This is a genomic window from Enterobacter asburiae, assembly GCF_008080435.1.
Taxonomy (GTDB): domain Bacteria; phylum Pseudomonadota; class Gammaproteobacteria; order Enterobacterales; family Enterobacteriaceae; genus Enterobacter; species Enterobacter asburiae_C.
Window position 1 is genome coordinate 68,137 of sequence record NZ_VRKN01000016.1, and the last position, 20,745, is coordinate 88,881.

Below are 20,745 nucleotides of genomic sequence, written 5' to 3' on the forward strand. Positions count from 1 at the left end.
ATGCCATATTTAATGAAACACTCACCAATCGCCGCTGCGATTTCTCTGGCGTTATCGTCAGCGCTATTTACCGCACATGCAGCGGTAATAGATTTTGCTAATTTACCTGCCTCCGGAGCAGTAACGGGTTTGCCTGCAGAAATACAGGCGCTGATTCCAGCAACGGCAAACGCGAACTTTAGCAAAAATACCAGCGATCCTAACTATGTCTATCAGTACAGCCCGGGTAATATCCCGATCTACGGAGATGGGATCACCCTCGAAGGACCGGGGGCAGAAGCCTTTGAGCATTCGGTAACCGTTATTCAGAACTCCACGTCCGGCAGCCCGGGGGTGATATTTGGTGACGATCTGACAATTCGCACCCAGTCAAAAGTGGCCGCCAATAATGGTAAAGATGTCGACGGCATTCGCACCCATGGTATGAACACGCCGGACAACCCTGTGTTTATCATTACCGGCGACCGCACCCACATTTACGTCAATGGCCAAAGCGGTGACGGCATCAATGCCGGATACAGCTCCTTCAGCCAGGGCTCTCTCGGCTCCGCCAATATTTATGTGGGTGACGATCTCTATATCGAAACCACCGGCAGTACTGGTCGAGGCATCAGCGCCTATGCTCTGAATGATGCGTCAAAGGCCAAAAATAACGTTATCGTCGGCGATCGTGCGCATATTGTTACGCGTGGTACCTACGCCGAGGGGATTCGTACCAACCAGAGCGGCTCATACGTCCGTCTGGGGAATGAGGCCGCCATCGAAACGTACGGCACATCGGCCTACGGCCTGTATGCAGGTTCCGCATCTAAAATTGAGCTGGGAAAAAACGCGACGATAACCACCGACGCGGCCAGCGCCTCCGGGGTGTACTCTACCGGCTCGTCAACCATCACCCTTGATGAAGGCGCGACCATCACCACCGACGGTGCCAGCGCGCATGGCGTCTATGCGTACACAGGCGCGGTGAATCTTGGGGATAACGTCACCATTGCGGTCAACAGCAGCGAAAAAACCAGCAGCTCCGCGCAAGCACCGCACGGGATGTATGCCTGGTCGCGCGGCGTGATAACGCTCGAGGGTGGCGCAACCATTACCACCGCAGGCCAGCGCGACAACGGTAGCTATGCCCTGAACGCCGGCAACGGTGGAGTGATTGATGCCTCTGCGGGCGGAAAATTCATCCTCAACGGCGATATTCTCTCCGCAGGCGGCGTAGCGGCCACCAGCACTGCGGCAGCGCAAAACAGCGCGATCGCGCTTACCCTGCAGGATAACTCACTCTGGAACGGGGCGTCTTATATTGAGAGCAACGCTGCCGGTACCGGTACTATCGCGCTTACGATGAATGATGCCGTGTGGAATATGCGCGACAGCTCCACGCTTACCAGCCTGACGCTGAATGCGGGCGGCACAATTAATTTCCAGCATGCTGAGGATGCGGCGTGGCAAACCCTGACCATCAGTGACGATTTTATCGGCAACGGCGGCAAGCTGGTTTTCAATACCGTGCTGTTTGACGATACCTCAGAAACGGACAAACTGATCGTTGAAGGCAACACGTCCGGTCATACCGGGGTGGAAGTGAACAACATTGGCGGTACTGGCGCACAAACCGTAGAAGGAATTGAAATTGTCAGCGTGGGCGGCAACTCTGACGGGACGTTTGAGAAGGCCAGCCGTATCGTGGCGGGGGGTTATGACTATAACGTTGAGCAAAAAGGTAAAAACTGGTTTCTGACCAGCCTGGTGGAGCCCATTGATCCCGTTGACCCACCGGTCGACCCTGTAGACCCACCTGTTGACCCTGTAGACCCACCGGTCGACCCTGTGGACCCACCGGTTGACCCGGTAGACCCGCCTGTCGACCCGGTGGATCCACCCGTCGACCCGGTGATTCCGCCGCAAGAACCGGTCCCCCCTGTTGCACCACCGAAAAGCGAGCATCAGTATCGTCCGGAATTTGGTAGCTATCAGGCGAACAGCTATGCGGCAAATACGCTGTTTATGACCCGCCTGCACGACCGTCTGGGTGAAACGCAGTACACCGACATGCTCACCGGTGAGCAAAAAGTGACGAGCCTGTGGATGCGTAACGTCGGCGGTCATACGCGTTTCAGAGACGGCAGCGGGCAGTTAAAAACGACCGCCAATCGCTACGTGCTGCAGCTGGGTGGTGATGTAGCCCAATGGAGCACAGACGGTCTGGATCGGTGGCATCTTGGTCTGATGGCGGGTTACGGTAACAGCCAGAGCCGGAGCGCTTCCAGCCTGACCGGCTACCACTCACGTGGCGAAGTTAATGGCTATAGCGTAGGTCTGTACGGTACCTGGTACGCAAATGACGCGGATAAAAGTGGTACCTACGTTGATAGCTGGATGCTGTATAACTGGTTCGACAATAAGGTGATGGGACAGGATCAGGCCACTGAGAGTTATCGCTCCAGCGGCGTGACCGCTTCTGTAGAAGCTGGCTATAGCGTTAAGGTGGGCGAAAGCGGCCGCAACAGCTACTGGATCCAGCCGAAGGCGCAAGCCGTTTGGATGGACGTGCAGGCTGACGACCATCGCGAACGCAACGGCACGCGGGTGAAAGACGAGACTCAGGGGAACCTGATGACACGTCTCGGCGTGAAGGCCTATATCAGCGGGCATAACGCGATTGACGACGGTAAAGCCCGTACCTTCCAGCCGTTTATCGAGGCGAACTGGATCCACAATACCCAGACCACGCGCATTCGCATGGATGACGTCAGCAATGAAATGCGCGGTACTCGCAATATCGCTGAACTAAAGACAGGTGTAGAGGGACAGATTACGCCGCAGCTTAGCGTATGGGGCAATGTGGCTCAGCAGGCAGGCGACAAAGGCTACAGCGATACCCAGGGGATGCTGGGGGTGAAATACAGCTTCAAATAACAACAAAAAAGCCGCTGAGAAATCAGCGGCTTTTTTTACTACGGATTGACCGTATTAGTCTTCTTTCGGTCCACGCATCGCGCGTTTACGATCGTTCTCGGTCAGGTGGCGTTTACGGATACGAATTGACTGTGGAGTCACTTCTACCAGTTCGTCATCATCGATGAATTCCAGAGCTTGCTCCAGAGTCATCTTGATCGGTGGAACCAGAACCGTTGCTTCGTCAGTTCCGGACGCACGCATGTTGGTCAGTTTCTTACCGGTCAGGCAGTTTACGGTCAGGTCGTTAGAACGACTGTGAATACCGATGATCTGGCCTTCATAAACTTCAGCACCGTGACCCAGGAACAGCTTACCGCGATCCTGCAGACCGAACAGTGCAAACGCAACCGCTTTACCCTGACCGTTGGAGATCAGAACGCCGTTGTTACGCTGGCCAACTTCACCCGGACGAACGTCGTCGTAGTGGCTGAAGGTGGAGTACAGCAGACCCGTACCGGAGGTCATGGTCATGAACTCAGAACGGAAGCCGATCAGGCCACGGCTTGGGATCACGTAGTCGAGACGTACGCGGCCTTTGCCATCTGGATTCATGTTTTTCAGGTCGCCTTTACGCTCACCCAGAGCCTGCATCACAGAACCCTGGTGCTGCTCTTCAACGTCCAGCGTTACGTTTTCGAACGGCTCTTGTTTACGGCCGTCGATTTCGCGGAAGATAACTTTCGGACGGGAAACCGCCATCTCGAAACCTTCACGACGCATGTTCTCAATCAGAACAGACAGGTGCAGCTCACCACGACCGGAAACACGGAATGCGTCTGCATCCGGGGTTTCTTCAACGCGCAGCGCAACGTTGTGCACCAGCTCTTTGTTCAGGCGGTCAAGGATCTGACGAGAGGTAACGAACTTACCTTCTTTACCACAGAACGGAGAGGTGTTGACGTTGAAGAACATGGTTACGGTTGGTTCATCAACGGACAGAGCCGGCAGCGCTTCGACGTTCTGCGGATCGCAGATGGTGTCGGAGATGTTCAGTTCACCCAGACCGGTGATAGCGATGATGTCACCCGCTTCCGCAACGTCACTCTCGATACGCTCAAGACCCAGGTGAGTCAGTACTTTACCAACTTTACCGTTACGGGTTTTGCCTTCGCTATCGATGATAGTAACCTGCTGGTTAGGCTTCACTTTACCGCGCTTGATACGACCAATGCCGATTACGCCAACGTAGTTGTTGTAGTCGAGCTGAGAGATCTGCATCTGCAGGGTGCCGTCGAGATCGACGTTTGGCGCAGGAACACGGTCAACAATAGCCTGATACAGCGGGGTCATGTCTTCAGCCATGTCTTCGTGGTCCAGACCTGCGATACCGTTCAGCGCAGACGCGTAAACGATAGGGAAGTCCAGCTGCTCGTCGGTCGCGTCGAGGTTAACGAACAGGTCGAAGACCTGGTCAACAACCCAGTCAGGACGCGCGCCAGGGCGGTCAACTTTGTTGATAACAACGATTGGCTTCAGACCATGGGCAAAAGCTTTTTTGGTCACGAAGCGCGTCTGTGGCATTGGGCCATCCATTGCGTCAACGACCAGCAGAACGGAGTCTACCATGGACATTACACGTTCAACTTCACCACCGAAGTCGGCGTGCCCTGGGGTATCAACGATGTTGATACGGTAGTCATTCCATTTAATCGCGGTGTTTTTCGCGAGGATGGTAATCCCACGCTCTTTCTCCAAATCGTTGGAGTCCATCACGCGTTCTTGGGTTTCGGCACGCGCATCAAACGTACCGGATTGCTGCAGCAGCTTGTCAACCAGGGTAGTTTTACCATGGTCAACGTGCGCGATGATGGCGATGTTACGCAAATTTTCGATCACAACTTTGCCTCAGGCATTTAGAAATAGCGCGTTATTGTACACGGATTAATCGCACTACAAAACAGGATCACAAACATCCCCCGCAAACAAGTATTGCAGAGATGCTTTGTGATCGCTTTCACGGAGCGGTAAAAGGGCACTTTAACGTAAATTGCACCAATATGGTGCTCAATGTTCACATTGAAGCACTATACTGGTGCAACAAATCCATCGTGGTGCAGCCCTTTTGCACTATGGTGCGCATGATAACGCCTTTTGGGGGTGTTTTAAAAGTTGGCACAGATTTCGCTTTATAAAAATACATGGCAACAGCCAGTACAAACAGAAATTGAAGACCTCGTTACCACGACGACAATGACCAATCTGGAGAGTTAAGTATGTCCGCTGAACACGTTTTGACGATGCTGAACGAACATGAAGTGAAGTTTGTTGATCTGCGCTTCACCGATACCAAAGGTAAAGAACAGCACGTCACAATCCCTGCTCATCAGGTGAACGCCGAATTCTTTGAAGAAGGCAAAATGTTTGACGGCTCCTCCATTGGTGGCTGGAAAGGCATTAACGAATCCGACATGGTTCTGATGCCAGACGCAACTACCGCGCTCATTGACCCGTTCTTCGAAGAGCCTACCCTGATCATCCGTTGCGACATCCTCGAGCCAGGCACGCTGCAGGGCTACGATCGTGACCCACGCTCCATCGCGAAACGTGCGGAAGAGTACCTGCGTTCTACCGGCATTGCAGACACCGTTCTGTTTGGGCCAGAGCCAGAATTCTTCCTGTTCGATGATATCCGTTTCGGCGCGTCAATTTCTGGTTCCCACGTGGCTATCGATGACATCGAAGGCGCATGGAACTCTTCCACCAAATACGAAGGTGGTAACAAAGGTCACCGTCCTGGCGTGAAAGGCGGTTACTTCCCGGTTCCTCCGGTCGATTCTTCACAGGACATCCGTTCTACCATGTGTCTGATCATGGAAGAGATGGGCCTGGTGGTTGAAGCGCATCACCACGAAGTGGCGACCGCTGGCCAGAACGAAATCGCTACCCGCTTCAACACCATGACCAAAAAAGCGGATGAGATTCAGATCTACAAATACGTTGTGCACAACGTTGCGCACCGTTTCGGTAAAACCGCGACCTTCATGCCAAAACCAATGTTTGGCGACAACGGTTCCGGTATGCACTGCCACATGTCTCTGTCCAAGAACGGTACCAACCTGTTCTCTGGCGACAAATATGCCGGTCTGTCCGAACAGGCGCTGTATTACATCGGTGGTGTTATCAAACACGCTAAAGCGATCAACGCCCTGGCGAACCCAACCACTAACTCCTACAAGCGTCTGGTCCCGGGCTACGAAGCGCCAGTGATGCTGGCCTACTCTGCACGTAACCGTTCTGCTTCAATCCGTATCCCGGTTGTTGCCTCTCCGAAAGCGCGTCGTATCGAAGTTCGCTTCCCGGACCCAGCAGCTAACCCATACCTGTGCTTCGCAGCACTGCTGATGGCGGGTCTGGACGGTATCAAGAACAAGATCCACCCTGGCGAAGCGATGGACAAAAACCTGTACGACCTGCCACCAGAAGAAGCGAAAGAGATCCCACAGGTTGCTGGCTCTCTGGAAGAAGCACTGAACGCGCTGGACGCAGACCGTGAGTTCCTGACTGCAGGTGGAGTATTCACTGACGACGCTATCGATGCTTACATCGCCCTGCGTATTGAAGAGAACGACCGTGTGCGTATGACGCCACACCCGGTAGAGTTCGAGCTGTACTACAGCGTTTAATTAAGTTGTTTTACCCGGCGTGACAAGCGCCGGGGGTAGTTGCCGTGGAAACTTTTAGCCCATCTCCGGATGGGCTTTTTTCTCCACCAACAACCTGATCTCACGCGCTTTTTACGCCGAAAACGCTATACTGCACTAAATTAGTGCAAACAACTCCAGGAGACTGCTGAATGGCAACTGGCACGCTGCCCGATGCTGGGCAGATCCTCAATTCTTTGATTAACAGCATTTTGCTGGTCGATGACGAGCTGGCCGTTCATTACGCCAACCCGGCGGCGCAGCAGTTGCTCGCCCAAAGCGCACGTAAACTGTTCGGCACCCCGCTTCCTGAACTCCTGAGCTATTTTTCGCTGAATATTGGCCTGATGCAGGAAAGTTTGCAGGCTGGCCAGGGGTTTACCGATAACGAAGTGACGCTGGTGATCGACGGACGCTCGCACATTCTGTCGCTGACCGCGCAACGTCTTCCCGAAGGCCTGATCCTGCTGGAAATGGCGCCGATGGATAATCAGCGTCGACTGAGCCAGGAGCAGCTTCAGCATGCACAGCAAATTGCCGCCCGTGACCTGGTGCGCGGTCTGGCGCATGAAATCAAAAACCCGCTGGGTGGATTACGCGGCGCGGCGCAGCTTCTGACCAAGGCGCTGCCCGACCCCGCGCTGGCGGAGTACACCAACGTCATCATTGAACAGGCGGACCGTCTGCGGAATCTGGTAGACCGTCTTCTTGGGCCACAGCAGCCGGGAATGCACGTCACTGAAAGCATCCATAAAGTGGCTGAACGGGTGGTGAAGCTCGTCTCAATGGAGCTGCCGGAGAACGTCACGCTGGTACGTGATTACGACCCAAGCCTGCCGGAACTGGCCCATGACCCGGATCAGATTGAGCAGGTCCTGTTGAATATTGTGCGTAATGCCCTGCAGGCGCTGGGACCTGAAGGGGGCGAGATTATTTTACGCACCCGCACCGCCTTCCAGCTCACGTTACACGGCGTGCGCTACCGGCTGGCGGCCCGCATCGACGTTGAGGATAACGGGCCCGGCATTCCATCGCATCTGCAGGATACCCTGTTCTACCCGATGGTAAGCGGTCGCGAAGGCGGGACCGGCCTGGGCTTATCCATTGCCCGTAGTTTGATCGATCAACACTCCGGGAAAATTGAATTTACCAGTTGGCCGGGACATACCGAGTTTTCGGTTTTCCTGCCGATAAAAAAATAAAGGTGACGTTTATGCAACGAGGGATAGTCTGGGTAGTCGATGACGATAGCTCCATCCGTTGGGTGCTTGAACGCGCACTCACAGGGGCAGGATTAAGCTGCACGACGTTTGAGAGCGGCAGCGAAGTGCTCGACGCACTCACCACCAAAACGCCAGATGTTCTGCTTTCGGATATTCGTATGCCGGGCATGGACGGGCTGGCGCTGTTAAAGCAGATCAAACAACGCCACCCTATGCTTCCGGTCATCATAATGACCGCGCACTCCGATCTGGATGCCGCAGTGAGCGCCTATCAGCAAGGGGCGTTCGATTACCTGCCCAAACCGTTTGATATCGACGAAGCGGTGGCGCTGGTTGAGCGCGCGATTAGCCATTATCAGGAGCAGCAACAGCCGCGCCACGCACCCGACTTTGGGCCAACGACAGACATCATCGGCGAAGCGCCGGCGATGCAGGACGTGTTTCGCATTATCGGTCGTTTGTCCCGCTCGTCCATCAGCGTATTGATTAACGGTGAATCGGGAACCGGTAAAGAGCTTGTGGCGCATGCATTGCATCGCCACAGCCCACGGGCAAAAGCGCCGTTCATCGCCCTGAATATGGCGGCGATCCCGAAGGATTTGATTGAGTCCGAACTGTTCGGCCATGAAAAAGGGGCATTTACCGGCGCAAATACCATTCGCCAGGGGCGATTCGAACAGGCTGACGGCGGCACGCTGTTCCTAGATGAAATTGGCGATATGCCGCTGGATGTCCAGACACGCCTGCTGCGCGTGCTGGCCGACGGGCAGTTTTATCGCGTGGGCGGCTATGCGCCGGTGAAGGTGGACGTGCGTATTATCGCCGCGACCCACCAGAATCTGGAGCAACGCGTGCAGGAAGGCAAATTCCGTGAGGATTTATTCCACCGTCTGAACGTCATCCGCGTTCATCTGCCGCCGCTGCGTGAGCGCCGGGAAGATATTCCCCGCCTGGCGCGTCATTTCCTGCAGGTGGCAGCTCGTGAGCTGGGTGTGGAAGCCAAGCAGCTTCACCCGGAAACCGATGCCGCTCTGACGCGTCTGGCGTGGCCGGGCAACGTGCGTCAGCTGGAAAACACCTGCCGCTGGTTGACCGTGATGGCCGCCGGGCAGGAAGTACTGATTCAGGATTTACCGGCCGAGCTGTTTGAAGCGACCGCACCTGAAAGCAGTACCGGGCACGCGCTGCCGGACAGCTGGGCAACGCTGCTGGCGCAATGGGCCGACCGCGCGCTGCGTTCCGGTCATCAAAACTTGTTGTCTGAAGCGCAGCCAGAGATGGAGCGTACGCTGTTAACTACCGCGCTTCGTCATACGCAGGGTCATAAGCAGGAAGCCGCTCGCCTGTTGGGATGGGGACGTAATACCCTGACGCGCAAGCTTAAAGAGCTGGGAATGGAGTGATCTTACGTCGCTGTGTAAAGGTTATTAATTGAGCGCAAATTGCCGTTATTTTGCGCTTTACTGTTCTGATGAGTTTTGTATGATCGTGCCCGGAAATTGGGGGTGAACATCATGCTGGAAACAATCGTGAATATGCTCTCTAGCGGAGCCGCTGAAAGCCACACGCCACAAACAGCCGTTGCGGCTATGTTGTGCGCGGCGCTGGTGGGGCTGTTTAGCTAGCGAGTTGAACGTAAAAGCCGGGTGGCGGCTTCGCCTTACCCGGCCTACGTTTTGCGCTTTTGCGGCTTAAATCACCCGCGAGAACTGCTGCAGGCGCGCTTTCTGACGCAGATAAGCGTCAAAGCACATGCAGATATTACGAATCAATAAACGCCCTTTCGGCGTGACCTCAATCGCGCTCTCTGACACATCCACCAGCCCGTCTTTCGCCAGCGGTGCAATCAGCTTCAGGTCTTCGGCAAAGTAATCGCTGAAGTGCAGATCCCACTGCGACTCAACGTCGCTGAAATCGAGACGGAAGTTGCAGATTAGCGCCTTAATGACATCGCGACGGATGCAGTCGTCGCGTGTTAGCGCGATGCCGCGCCACAGGGCATTGCCGGTTTCATCCACCTGCTGATAATACTGTTTTAGCTCTTTCTGGTTCTGCGCGTAGCAATCACCCATCATGCTAATGGCCGAGACGCCCATTCCCAGCAAATCGGTATCGCCCTGGGTTGTATAGCCCTGGAAGTTACGGTGCAGTACCCCTTCGCGCTGAGCAATCGCCAGCTCGTCATCCGGACGAGCAAAGTGATCCATCCCGATAAACTGATAGCCAGTTTCGGTCAGCGAGGTAATGGTTTCCTGCAGGATATCCAGCTTCTGCTGGGCAGAAGGCAGATCCGCATCTTTAATTTTGCGCTGCGCAGCAAAGAGCGTCGGCAGATGCGCATAGTTAAAAACGCTCAGACGGTCCGGGTTGAGTTCAGCCACGCGCTTCAGGGTGAAGGCGAAGCTTTCCGGCGTTTGCTTTGGCAGGCCGTAAATCAGGTCGATATTGGTCGACATAAAGCCGATGTCACGCGCATGGTTGAGCAAGGCAAAGATAAACGCTTCGTCCTGCTCGCGGTTCACCAGACGCTGAACCTCTTTATTGAAATCCTGCACGCCCATGCTCAGACGATTGAAGCCTTGGGCGCGTAAGTGATCCAGTACATCCAGCTCAATTTCACGCGGATCGACTTCGATCGAGATTTCAGCGTCGGCGTTAAAACTGAAATTGCCGCGCAGCAGAGTCATCAGGCGGCTTATTTGCGCTTTATTCAGATAGGTTGGCGTGCCGCCGCCCCAGTGAAGCTGGCTGACGTGACGGCCAGCAAAAAGCGGCGCGCGATGCACAATTTCTTGTTCGAGCGCATCAAGATACTGGTCGGCTTTATGCTGCTGACGGGTAACGATTTTATTGCAGCCGCAGAAGTAACACAGCTTATGGCAGAACGGAATATGGACGTAGAGCGACAGCGGACGCTCAGGATAGCGCGCGACAGCCTGCTGGAAATCACGCTCTCCGAAGGCATCGGAGAACTCCAGCGCGGTGGGGTATGACGTATAACGCGGCCCGGAATAGTTATATTTCTGGATTAGGGCCAAATCCCAGTCGATAGTTGGTGCTGACATGCTCACTCCTTCCGTTGGTGTCGCGTTCGTATACGGCGGCCCGTTCTGGCCCCATCGCGGGCCATCACTCGGGTGCGCAGCCACTTCTGTCGCCGCGACAACCGCCGTAGTTTAACGAATAACCACACCAGATAACATATAACCGGAAGGGTTATAAGCAGGACTATCGTGCCTGCCGGGTGCAAATGTTAGTTTCCACCCTTCAGAAGACGCATCATATCTTCCTGCTTCTCGTCTTCTTCTTCATCTTCGTCATCGTCGTATGACAGGCCCAGCTTCTGCATCAGTTCATCGATACGATCCAGTTTGGCATCCACCCATGACTGCTCTTCAGCCGTCAGGGTTTCCCCCTCTTCAAGACGTTCCAGCAGCGCGTCCAGGCGCTCATCGTTCTCCAGCAAATCCAGCTCAGCCTGCGGTGAAAGCATAGGTTTCTCGCTCTTTGGTTTGTGCTGCTTAGTGACCGGGGTGTCTGTCACGCCCAGTGGAATGGGAGTTTTACTGCCGATACGAGGGTCTTTCTGCTGTTTGCCTTTTGCAGAAGCACCCGCTGCACCACCACCGTTGGCACGGCTACCCGCAGTATGACCGCGATGTTTTTTGTCGCGTTTGCGATCGCGCGCTTCCTGGTTCAGTTCTTCGCGCGTTTTACGGCGTGCTTTTGCAGGGCGTTTCGCGCCCGCTGCGGTGGTCGGTTTTTTCATGATGTTTTATCTTTAAGTCGTTTTCTTCAGTATAGAATTGCGGCGAAATCTAGCAGAAAGCAAGCAAAGAAAAAAGGCGACAGAGCAATCTGTCGCCTTTTTTCCTGACTCACAACCCTCAGCGGGTCAGACATTCCATGTTTGCCAACAACAAACCCTGTTTATCCCTTGGCAAATACCGTCCGTGATACGGTTCCATTTCCTGTTTAAACGCCTCCAGGCGCTGGTCATCCTGACAATCCTGCGTCTTCGCCTCCTGGCGCTCCTGACCCTAATCCTTAAGTCGATATCCTGTTGGCTTCCTCGCCCTGACGCACACTTTACCTTGTTCCGTTAAACTAACAAGCAACGAAACGGTACAAAAAAGGATTTTCAGACAATTACCCGGAAATAAGCTTATGATTTAAAACAGTTTGGATTTTTTGACGCCTGCGAATTCTCTGAAATCTCTCATAGCATCACTGGCCGATCTCTCACACCGGTTGGGGCATTCGCCTACAGGTCATAGCAATCAGAAAAGCCTTTTGCCTGCATTCGGGTATAATCCCCTTCAGATTACGATTTTGGAGACGACCACGTGACTACCTGGAACTACCAACAGACGCATTTTGTCACCAGTGCGCCCGATATTCGCCACCTTCCTTCTGATACCGGTATTGAAGTGGCATTTGCTGGCCGCTCCAATGCGGGGAAATCCAGCGCCCTGAATACGCTGACCAATCAGAAGAGCCTGGCGCGTACCTCAAAAACACCTGGCCGTACCCAGCTGATCAACCTGTTTGAAGTCGCAGAGGGCAAACGCCTGGTCGACTTACCGGGCTACGGTTACGCGCAGGTACCGGAAGAGATGAAAATCAAGTGGCAGCGTGCGCTGGGTGAATACCTGGAAAAACGCCTGTGCCTGAAAGGTCTGGTGGTGCTGATGGATATTCGCCATCCCTTGAAAGATCTGGATCAGCAGATGATCGACTGGGCTGTAGCAAGCGATATCGCCGTGCTGGTGCTGCTGACGAAAGCCGATAAGCTGGCAAGCGGCGCGCGTAAAGCGCAGGTGAATATGGTTCGCGAAGCGGTGCTGGCGTTCAACGGTGATGTGCAGGTTGAACCGTTCTCCTCGCTGAAAAAGCAGGGCGTGGACAAGCTGCGTCAGAAGCTCGACACCTGGTTTAGCGAGCTGGAACCAGTGACGGAAGCGGAAGAAGAGTAATACCGAGCGCGGCGATGGCCGCGTTTTTTTTTGCCTGAAATTTTCTTTGCCGCAATAAAAAACGCCCCAGTCATTACTGACTGGGGCGGCTAAAATATTCAGCCAAATCCGATTACGTGAAGTAAAAGGTCTGAAAGATAGAACATCTTACCTCTGTACCCTACGCCGATAACTCTACCCCTTTTTGTGCTGCAGAAAAAGCACTTTTTGTAGTTTTTTTTCATTCTTTACATAGGGAATTCTAATGATCGTCACAAAACGCGCGTTGTTATGTTGCAAACTTACATAAAAAGCGCGTTATGCGAAGAACCGTTAGTGAGCCTGATCCCAGTTTTCGCCACTTCCCACTTCCACCAGCAACGGCACGTCGAGCGTCATACTGCTTTCCATCAGTTCGTGGATCTTCTTCGACACGGCGTCGAGGTCGTCTTTGTGCACTTCAAATACCAGTTCATCGTGTACCTGCATGATCATTTTCACGCGAGGCTGCTCTTTTTCCAGCCAGGCATCAACGGCGATCATTGCACGCTTAATAATGTCCGCCGCGGTACCCTGCATCGGGGCGTTGATCGCCGCACGCTCTGCACCAGCGCGACGCGCCGCGTTGCTGGATTTGATGTCCGGTAAGTAGAGACGGCGGCCATCCAGGGTTTCGACGTAACCCTTCTCCTTCGCCTGCGCACGGGTGCGTTCCATATATTCCAGCACGCCCGGATAACGCTCGAAGTAGAGATCCATATACTTCTGCGACTCTTTGCGTGGAATGTTGAGCTGGCGCGAAAGACCAAATGCACTCATGCCGTAAATCAGACCGAAGTTGATCGCCTTAGCACTGCGGCGCTGCTCGTTGGTTACGCTGTCCAGCGGCAAGCCGAAGACTTCCGCCGCGGTTGCCCGGTGGATATCCTTCCCTTCGGCAAACGCGGTCAGCAGGCCTTTGTCGCGGGACAGATGCGCCATAATGCGCAGCTCAATTTGCGAGTAGTCAGCAGAGACAATCAGATAATCCTCTGGTGCGATGAAAGCCTGGCGAATACGGCGGCCCTCTTCGTTACGTACCGGGATGTTCTGCAGGTTGGGATCGGTTGATGAGAGACGACCGGTCGCCGCGACAGCCTGATGATACGACGTGTGCACGCGACCCGTTTTCGGGTTGATCATCAGCGGAAGCTTGTCGGTGTAGGTAGACTTCAGCTTCGCGAGACCACGGTACTCCAGAATCACTTTTGGCAGCGGGTAATCCAGCGCCAGCTCTTCCAGCACCTCTTCAGAAGTTGACGGCGCGCCGCCAGGGGTTTTCTTCAGCGGCTTGATGCCCTGCTTTTCAAACAGAATGGTTTGCAGCTGCTTCGGTGAAGATAGGTTAAACGGCTCGCCTGCAAGCTCATGCGCTTTTTGCTCGAGCTCGGTCAAACGCTGCGCCAGCTCCCCGGAGTGGTTATGCAGCACCGTTGGGTCGATTTTCACGCCGTTGCGTTCAATGCGGGACAGCACGGGTACCAGCGGCATCTCGATATGCTGGAACACGTTCAGCGGACCTTCATGCTTTTGCAGTTTTGGCCACATCTTCAGGTGCAACTGCAGCGTGACATCAGCGTCTTCCGCCGCGTAGCGCCCCGCCTCTTCAAGAGCAATCTGGTTAAAGGTGAGCTGATTTTTCCCTTTACCGGCAATTTCTTCAAAGGTGATCGTTTTGTGCTTGAGCCAGCGGTCAGATAAGGAATCCATATCATGACGGCCCGCGACGCTGTCCAGTATGTAGGATTCAAGCATGGTGTCGAAGGCAATCCCGCGCAGTTCAATGCCGTAGTTTTGCAGAATGCCGCGGTCGTACTTGAGGTTTTGCCCAACCTTGAGCGCCTTTTCGTCTTCCAGGATCGGCTTCAGCAGCTCAAGCACGCGTTCACGGGAGATCTGCTCCGGCGCATCCAGGTAATCGTGCGCCACGGGAACGTAAGCGGCAATACCCGGCTCTGTCGCAAATGACAGGCCAACCATATTGGCTGAGATGTTATCGAGACTGTCAGTTTCGGTGTCAAAGGCAAAGACCGGCGCCTTTTTCAGTTTCTCGATCCAGGCGATCAGCTGTGACTCTTCAAGAATGGTTTCGTAGTTGTCGAAGGAAAGCGCCACGGCTTCTTCTTCCGCCTGCTCTTCTGCATCAACGACGATCGTCTCCTTCGGCTTTGCAGCAGGTTTGGCCCCTTTTGCCTGCAGCCATTTACCGGCTTCCACGTCAGTGATCCAGCGCTTAAATTCGTATTTCTTAAACAGGCTCAGCAGATCGTCAGCGGAAGGCTGTTGCACTTCAAGCTGCTCACAACCCAGCTCCAGTTCGACATCAGTTTTGATTGTAGCCAGCTTATAAGAGAGATAAGCCACCTCTTTGTTCTCTTCCAGTTTTCCGGCCATGGTTTTTGCGCCACGGAAGGAGAGCCCGGCGATTTTATCCGATTCCGCGTATAGCGTATCCAATCCGCCCAGCCCCTGAAGCAGCGCCTGCGCGGTTTTTTCACCGACGCCAGGGACACCCGGGATATTATCCGAGGAGTCGCCCATCAACGCGAGGAAGTCGATAATCAGCTCAGGCGGCACGCCATACTTAGTGACCACTTCTTCTGGCCCCAGAATGGTGTTAGTCATGGTGTTAATCAGGGTGATACCTGGCGTCACCAGCTGCGCCATGTCTTTATCACCGGTGCTGATCAGTACAGGGCGCCCCATTTTTTCTGCTTCACGCGCCAGCGTGCCGATGACGTCATCGGCTTCCACGCCAGAGACAGCCAACAGCGGCAGCCCCATCGCTTTTACCATGGTGTGCAGCGGCTCAATCTGCGCACGCAGATCGTCAGGCATTGGCGGACGGTGGGATTTGTAATGCTCAAACAGCTCATCGCGGAAAGTTTTACCTTTCGCATCAAAGACCACAGCCGCATGAGTGGGCTGATACTGAAGGATCAGGCTACGCAGCATGTTCAGCACGCCGTACATTGCGCCGGTCGGTTCCCCTGCGCTATTGGTCAGAGGAGGAAACGCATGATATGCCCGATACAGGTAAGAAGAGCCATCGACGAGAATAAGAGGGTTTTCTGGGATCTGAACCATAATGTCCGTGCCTTTTATCAATTTATGGGTAAAGGATGCCACAGAAGGATGAAAACATCAGTTATTAGCGCCAGATACAGGAAAAGATTTTGCGATCGTGAGGATCGCTCGCAAAAATCAAACTGTGGATAAGTTTGTGCATATTTTCACTTCATATGAATAACAGACGCAAAAAACACATATGAGATAATTTTTAGATCTTAATTATCATGCTGTTATGGCATTAGATCTTATCTATATGGCCAACTGATGGCAATTTAGTCTATGTGGATATAAGCCTTGATAAGCGCTGAATCACAGTGAAATCGTCTACGCCCGGGTAAAAGCGGCCAAATCATCACGTGAAAGCGCCATTAATTTGTCTGTTTTCTGGTAAAATCAGCGCCCAGCGTCGCATAGTCGGCCGCTCACTTACAGCTAACTACCTGAAAAAGCTCATCATGCCGAGATTGCTCGCTGCAATAACATTACTGTTAAGCATCATTTTAACTATCCTGGTCACTGTCGCCTGCTCTGTGCCGATCATTGTCGCCGGGATCATTAAACTGCTGCTGCCTGTCCCCATGGTGTGGCGAGCCGTGTCCGCATTTTGTAATTTCATGATGTACTGCTGGTGCGAAGGACTGGCGATCCTGCTGTGCCTGAACCCGCATCTGAAGTGGGATATCAAAGGGCTGGAGAGTCTTAACAAGAAGAACTGGTACCTGCTGATCTGCAATCACCACAGCTGGGCGGACATCGTAGTGTTATGCGTGCTTTTTCGCAAACACATCCCGATGAACAAATACTTTCTGAAACAGCAGCTCGCCTGGGTGCCTTTTATCGGGCTGGCCTGCTGGGCGCTTGATATGCCGTTTATGAAACGCTATTCGCGCAGCTATTTGATTCGTCATCCCGAGCGTCGCGGCAAAGATGTGGAGACCACGCGCCGTTCCTGCGAAAAGTTTCGCGCGCATCCCACGACCATCGTGAACTTTGTCGAAGGCTCCCGGTTTACGGAAGAGAAGCGTCAACAAACTCGCTCTCCTTATCAGCATCTGCTGCCGCCAAAAGCTGCGGGTATTGCGATGGCGCTTAACGTGCTGGGAGCACAGTTCGATAAACTCCTTAACGTCACGCTCTGCTATCCAGAAAACGATAAGACGCCGTTCTTCGATATGCTCAGCGGCAAACTGACGCGCATTGTTGTGCGTGTCGATCTGGTCCCGATAGATGCCGGGCTGCACGGTGATTACGTTAACGATAAGAATTTCAAACGTCGTTTCCAGCAATGGCTTAATACGCTGTGGAAAGAGAAAGACGAACAGATAGACGATATTAAATCTTCATACAAAAACGCCGGTCAGTGACCGGCGTTTTTACATCAGCAAAATTACTTCTTCTCAACCAGATATTTCACGGTATCAGCATACTGCTGTACGAAGATATCCATGCTGCTGGTGTCCATGCCCTGCATGTTCAGCTGGTATTTGCCGTTAACAAACATCGCCGGAACGCCCTGAAGCTGGAGGTCAGCAGCCGCTTTTTCCTGCTGAGCCACCAGGGATTTCACCACAAAGCTGTTCCATGCTGCGTCATAATCTTCACCTTTCACGCCGGCATCAACGAACACTTTACGAATATCCGCAGTGGTCTGAACGGTCTGGGTTTTCTGTACGGCTTCAAACATTGGCGCAGTGATTTTATCTTCCACGCCCAGTGCCATAGCAACCGCCCATGCCTGAGTCAGGTCTTTACCCAATGGGCCCAGGAACTCGACGTGATACTTGGTCATTTTGGTGCCTTCTGGCAGCTTTTTCTTCACGTTGTCAGACACATGCAGAACCTGCTCGAACTGATAGCAGTGTGGGCAATAGAACGAGAAGAACTCCAGAACCTGTGGCTCGCCAGCGACCGGTTTGTCCAGCGTGATGAACTGTTTGCCGTCGGTAAACTGCGCAGCAGAAGCGCTAAATGCCAGAATCATACCTGCCAGCGCCAGCCAAATTTTTTTCATGATTAACTCTCTCCTGGGTGTGTCCAATTAATACATCGGCGTTAATTGCAGAGGGGGTTCCTGAAGAACCTTGACCTGCTCAGTAAATGTAGATATCTGGCTGCGCCAGTAATCCTCTCCGGTAAGCCACGGGAAATTCCGGGGAAATGCGGGATCGTCCCAACGCCTGATTAACCATGCGAGATAATAAACAAAACGCATCGCACGTAAAGGCTCAATCAGGGCAATTTCGTCTGAATTAAACGGGCTAAATTCTTCATAAGCTTCAATAATGGTTTCAAGCTGCATGCGTTGCTCGGCTTTGTCACCATTGAGCAGCATCCACAGATCCTGAACCGCTGGCCCCATACGCGCATCATCGAGATCGACAAACAGCGGGCCATCACGCCAGAGGATATTTCCGGCATGACAATCGCCATGCAGGCGCAGGACGGAAATATCGTCGCGCCAGCAGGTTTTAACTGCAGCTATGAGCTTATCGGTAGCGTTGAGGAAATCATCCTTTAACGCAGTGGGGATCATGGCAGACGTTTCGAATATTTCGCGCGGCTCAAGAAGGTATTCCTGAATCCCGATAGTCGGGCGGGCAACAAAGGCTTTTTTGCGTCCCGTCTGGTGTATACGCCCAAGATAGCGGGCAACCCACTCCATCTGATCGATATTATCCGCTTCAAACTGGCGACCACCCAGGCTTGGGAATACTGCGTAGTAAAACCCTTCGTGCGTGAGGAGCGATTGGTTATTGAATTTTAGCGGTGCGGCAACGGGAACATCGTCATCCAGCAGATCGTGAGCAAACTGATGCTCTTCCTGAATTTGTTCTGCGGACCAGCGTTCAGGACGATAGAACTTTACGACGAAGCGTTGACGATCCTCGTCCTGAAATTGATAGACGCGGTTTTCGTAGCTGTTTAACGGTGTTAGCCCGGAATCCACCCGAATACCCTGTTCAAACAGGGCATCCATAATGGTGTCCGGGTGTAATGTCTGGAAAGTAAAAGCCTGGTCGTTCATCCGATCATCCGGAAATTATACGAATGATTCAGGATATCATCTTGTGGCGATTTCGGTGCCGCCGCTTACAAGCTTTTACTCTTTAATTACGCCTCGGGCGCGCAATAATGCAGTCTTAAAATCTTCCTCATAATCTTTCTGAATACCAGGAATAACAGCATCTTTGGTAGAGTCACGCATTTTAAGGTGGTAGATCAGGATGTCATCAGAAAGGTCTGCCAAATCGCCGTCAAAACCTGACTCTTTCGCCAGTTTCTGTAAAAATTGCATCAGATTTAGCTCTGGCTCTTTTTGCCAGGCGGGCTGGAGGAGTTCAATAACTTCATTCAGACGTTTACATTTCATGGTGGTGCTCCTTTCATTTAGAGTGACACGTTAGCAGGGTCAATCCCACAATAAAAGAGGCGATATTCGTGAATCTTAGCCAGGAAATCATTGGGGTCGTTCTGGCGGGTGGCAGAGCGACGCGAATGGGCGGAAAAGATAAGGGGCTTCAACGCCTGAATGGCAAACCCTTATGGCAATGTGTCGCTGATACGCTCGCAGGCCAGGTGTCGACAATGGTCATCAGTGCTAACCGGCATATCGACACTTACCAGCTCAGCGGGTACGCCGTTTACCAGGATATCCTTGAGGATTACCCGGGACCGCTGGCCGGTATGCTTTCGGTCATGCAACAGTCTCGCGGAGAGTGGTTTATCTTCTGTCCTTGCGATACCCCGTTTATTCCGTCCTGTCTTGTCGAGCGTTTGTTACACCTTCGCGGTACGGCCCCTGTGGTTTGGGTACATGACGGCGAGCGTGACCATCCTGCTATCGCATTGATGCACCGATCGCTAGCGCCAGCCCTGCAGGCCTATCTGGCTGCGGGAGAGCGTAGGGTGATGGTTTTTATGCGCGAGTCTGGCGGCCATCCTGTTGATTTTAGCGATTTGAAATCAGCATTTGTGAACGTGAATACGCGTGAAGATTTGCAGATGATGCAGGAGAAAAGATGATACCTGTTGTAGCCATTTCCGCCTGGAGTGGGACCGGGAAGACCACGCTGCTGAAAAAGCTCATTCCTGCGCTTTGTGTCAGAGGTATCCGTCCAGGATTGATCAAGCACACCCACCATAATATGGATGTCGATAAACCAGGCAAAGATAGCTATGCATTGCGTAAAGCGGGTGCAGCGCAAACGATGGTGGCAAGTACTCAACGCTGGGCGTTGATGACAGAAACGCCGGATGAGGCGCCGCTGGATCTCGCTTATCTGGTCAGCCGGATGGATCATGCCACGCTGGATCTGGTGCTGGTTGAGGGATTTAAGCATGAGGCCGTGCCTAAGATCCTGCTTTTCAGACGCGATGCCGGGCATGATTTCAGCGAGTTAACGCTGGATGAGCATGTGATTGCGGTGGCCAGTGATGTTGTATTGCCGCTTGAAGTTCCGGTGCTGGATTTAAATGATGTGGATGGGATTGCGGAGTTTATTGTGGAGTGGAGTGCGATCTAACTTACCGGGTGGCGGTTTCGCCTTACCCGTCCTACGAATTTCTGCGGTGCTTAGACGCAAAAAGGCCATCCTTTCGGATGGCCTCTCTACTTAATTGATGCCTGGCAGTTCCCTACTCTCACATGGGGAGACCCCACACTACCATCGGCGCTACGGCGTTTCACTTCTGAGTTCGGCATGGGGTCAGGTGGGACCACCGCGCTAAAGCCGCCAGGCAAATTCTGTTAATCTGTATCAGGCTGAAATTTGAATGCGTCGTCTCTTCGCCAAAACATCTTCGGCGTTGTAAGGTTAAGCCTCACGGTTCATTAGTATCGGTTAGCTCAACGCA

General features: G+C 53.2%; 17 protein-coding genes and 1 rRNA gene. 9 read left to right on the forward strand and 9 right to left on the reverse strand.

The genetic code is table 11. From position 1 onward, the window contains the following. Positions 1-2,919, forward strand: coding sequence for an autotransporter outer membrane beta-barrel domain-containing protein (locus FU672_RS20890; protein WP_148244668.1), 2,919 nt, complete (start codon positions 1-3; stop codon positions 2,917-2,919). Between the two features lie 54 nt (positions 2,920-2,973). Here the strand turns inward: FU672_RS20890 and typA are convergent, their stop codons facing one another. Further along, positions 2,974-4,797: a ribosome-dependent GTPase TypA gene (gene typA / locus FU672_RS20895; protein WP_134347585.1), complete on the reverse strand. Its 1,824-nt coding sequence runs from the start codon at positions 4,795-4,797 to the stop codon at positions 2,974-2,976. A gap of 377 nt (positions 4,798-5,174) precedes the next feature. Here typA and glnA point away from each other — a divergent pair, with 377 nt between their 5' ends. From glnA to FU672_RS20915, 4 genes are all read left to right on the forward strand, one after another. Further along, complete coding sequence (gene glnA / locus FU672_RS20900; RefSeq protein ID WP_148244669.1) at positions 5,175-6,584, forward strand: glutamate--ammonia ligase; 1,410 nt, start codon at positions 5,175-5,177, stop codon at positions 6,582-6,584. 170 nt (positions 6,585-6,754) lie between these two features. After that, a complete protein-coding gene (gene glnL / locus FU672_RS20905) occupies positions 6,755-7,804 on the forward strand; it encodes a nitrogen regulation protein NR(II) (RefSeq protein WP_008501857.1) in 1,050 nt (349 codons plus the stop codon). An 11-nt stretch (positions 7,805-7,815) separates the two neighbouring features. Continuing rightward, complete coding sequence (glnG, locus tag FU672_RS20910; RefSeq protein ID WP_023309765.1) at positions 7,816-9,228, forward strand: nitrogen regulation protein NR(I); 1,413 nt, start codon at positions 7,816-7,818, stop codon at positions 9,226-9,228. 111 nt (positions 9,229-9,339) lie between these two features. Then, entirely contained in the window at positions 9,340-9,450 is a 111-nt protein-coding gene (locus FU672_RS20915) for a YshB family small membrane protein (protein WP_023333898.1), read from the forward strand. Between the two features lie 66 nt (positions 9,451-9,516). Here FU672_RS20915 and hemN read toward each other — a convergent pair whose 3' ends face one another. Further along, positions 9,517-10,890 (reverse strand): oxygen-independent coproporphyrinogen III oxidase, encoded by a 1,374-nt coding sequence (gene hemN / locus FU672_RS20920; protein ID WP_148244670.1) that lies wholly within the window; start codon positions 10,888-10,890, stop codon positions 9,517-9,519. A 188-nt stretch (positions 10,891-11,078) separates the two neighbouring features. Beyond that, the gene (gene yihI, locus FU672_RS20930) at positions 11,079-11,594 is read right to left on the reverse strand and encodes a Der GTPase-activating protein YihI (RefSeq protein ID WP_148244671.1); all 516 of its coding nucleotides are present in this window, start codon (positions 11,592-11,594) and stop codon (positions 11,079-11,081) included. Between the two features lie 577 nt (positions 11,595-12,171). Here yihI and yihA point away from each other — a divergent pair. Beyond that, entirely contained in the window at positions 12,172-12,801 is a 630-nt protein-coding gene (gene yihA / locus FU672_RS20935; RefSeq protein ID WP_148244672.1) for a ribosome biogenesis GTP-binding protein YihA/YsxC, read from the forward strand. Positions 12,802-12,899: 98 nt separating this feature from the next. Here the strand turns inward: yihA and spfP are convergent, their stop codons facing one another. Then, complete coding sequence (gene spfP / locus FU672_RS25585) at positions 12,900-12,947, reverse strand: small protein SpfP (protein WP_071892919.1); 48 nt, start codon at positions 12,945-12,947, stop codon at positions 12,900-12,902. A gap of 166 nt (positions 12,948-13,113) precedes the next feature. After that, positions 13,114-15,906 carry a DNA polymerase I gene (gene polA, locus FU672_RS20940; RefSeq protein WP_148244673.1) on the reverse strand — a complete coding sequence of 931 codons (2,793 nt, stop codon included), beginning with the start codon at positions 15,904-15,906 and terminating at the stop codon, positions 13,114-13,116. Positions 15,907-16,346: 440 nt separating this feature from the next. Here polA and yihG point away from each other — a divergent pair, with 440 nt between their 5' ends. Next, positions 16,347-17,255, forward strand: a complete 909-nt coding sequence (gene yihG, locus FU672_RS20945; RefSeq protein ID WP_148244674.1) for a 1-acylglycerol-3-phosphate O-acyltransferase, YihG family — start codon at positions 16,347-16,349, stop codon at positions 17,253-17,255. A gap of 23 nt (positions 17,256-17,278) precedes the next feature. On the opposite strand, the gene dsbA is transcribed toward yihG, so the two are convergent. From dsbA to FU672_RS20960, 3 genes are all read right to left on the reverse strand, one after another. Continuing rightward, the gene (gene dsbA / locus FU672_RS20950) at positions 17,279-17,902 is read right to left on the reverse strand and encodes a thiol:disulfide interchange protein DsbA (protein ID WP_121423247.1); all 624 of its coding nucleotides are present in this window, start codon (positions 17,900-17,902) and stop codon (positions 17,279-17,281) included. A gap of 27 nt (positions 17,903-17,929) precedes the next feature. After that, on the reverse strand, positions 17,930-18,916 hold the full coding sequence (locus FU672_RS20955) for a serine/threonine protein kinase (RefSeq protein WP_148244675.1): 987 nt from the start codon (positions 18,914-18,916) through the stop codon (positions 17,930-17,932). Positions 18,917-18,991: 75 nt separating this feature from the next. Then, entirely contained in the window at positions 18,992-19,261 is a 270-nt protein-coding gene (locus FU672_RS20960) for a YihD family protein (RefSeq protein WP_134347592.1), read from the reverse strand. Between the two features lie 68 nt (positions 19,262-19,329). On the opposite strand from FU672_RS20960, the gene mobA reads away from it, so the two are divergent. After that, the gene (mobA, locus tag FU672_RS20965; protein ID WP_148244676.1) at positions 19,330-19,914 is read left to right on the forward strand and encodes a molybdenum cofactor guanylyltransferase MobA; all 585 of its coding nucleotides are present in this window, start codon (positions 19,330-19,332) and stop codon (positions 19,912-19,914) included. Further along, positions 19,911-20,414, forward strand: coding sequence for a molybdopterin-guanine dinucleotide biosynthesis protein MobB (gene mobB, locus FU672_RS20970; RefSeq protein WP_148244677.1), 504 nt, complete (start codon positions 19,911-19,913; stop codon positions 20,412-20,414). Before mobA ends, mobB begins: the two co-directional genes overlap by 4 nt. A gap of 99 nt (positions 20,415-20,513) precedes the next feature. Here mobB and rrf read toward each other — a convergent pair. After that, positions 20,514-20,629 (reverse strand): 5S ribosomal RNA (rrf, locus tag FU672_RS20975). Positions 20,630-20,745: the final 116 nt, after the last annotated feature.

Coding starts and splice junctions, on each gene's coding strand:
- FU672_RS20890 (WP_148244668.1), top strand. CDS start 1: ATGCCATATTTAATGAAACACTCACCAATCGCCGCTGCGATTTCTCTG.
- glnA (WP_148244669.1), top strand. CDS start 5,175: ATGTCCGCTGAACACGTTTTGACGATGCTGAACGAACATGAAGTGAAG.
- glnL (WP_008501857.1), top strand. CDS start 6,755: ATGGCAACTGGCACGCTGCCCGATGCTGGGCAGATCCTCAATTCTTTG.
- glnG (WP_023309765.1), top strand. CDS start 7,816: ATGCAACGAGGGATAGTCTGGGTAGTCGATGACGATAGCTCCATCCGT.
- FU672_RS20915 (WP_023333898.1), top strand. CDS start 9,340: ATGCTGGAAACAATCGTGAATATGCTCTCTAGCGGAGCCGCTGAAAGC.
- hemN (WP_148244670.1), bottom strand. CDS start 10,890: ATGTCAGCACCAACTATCGACTGGGATTTGGCCCTAATCCAGAAATAT.
- yihI (WP_148244671.1), bottom strand. CDS start 11,594: ATGAAAAAACCGACCACCGCAGCGGGCGCGAAACGCCCTGCAAAAGCA.
- polA (WP_148244673.1), bottom strand. CDS start 15,906: ATGGTTCAGATCCCAGAAAACCCTCTTATTCTCGTCGATGGCTCTTCT.
- yihG (WP_148244674.1), top strand. CDS start 16,347: ATGCCGAGATTGCTCGCTGCAATAACATTACTGTTAAGCATCATTTTA.
- dsbA (WP_121423247.1), bottom strand. CDS start 17,902: ATGAAAAAAATTTGGCTGGCGCTGGCAGGTATGATTCTGGCATTTAGC.
- FU672_RS20955 (WP_148244675.1), bottom strand. CDS start 18,916: ATGAACGACCAGGCTTTTACTTTCCAGACATTACACCCGGACACCATT.
- FU672_RS20960 (WP_134347592.1), bottom strand. CDS start 19,261: ATGAAATGTAAACGTCTGAATGAAGTTATTGAACTCCTCCAGCCCGCC.
- mobB (WP_148244677.1), top strand. CDS start 19,911: ATGATACCTGTTGTAGCCATTTCCGCCTGGAGTGGGACCGGGAAGACC.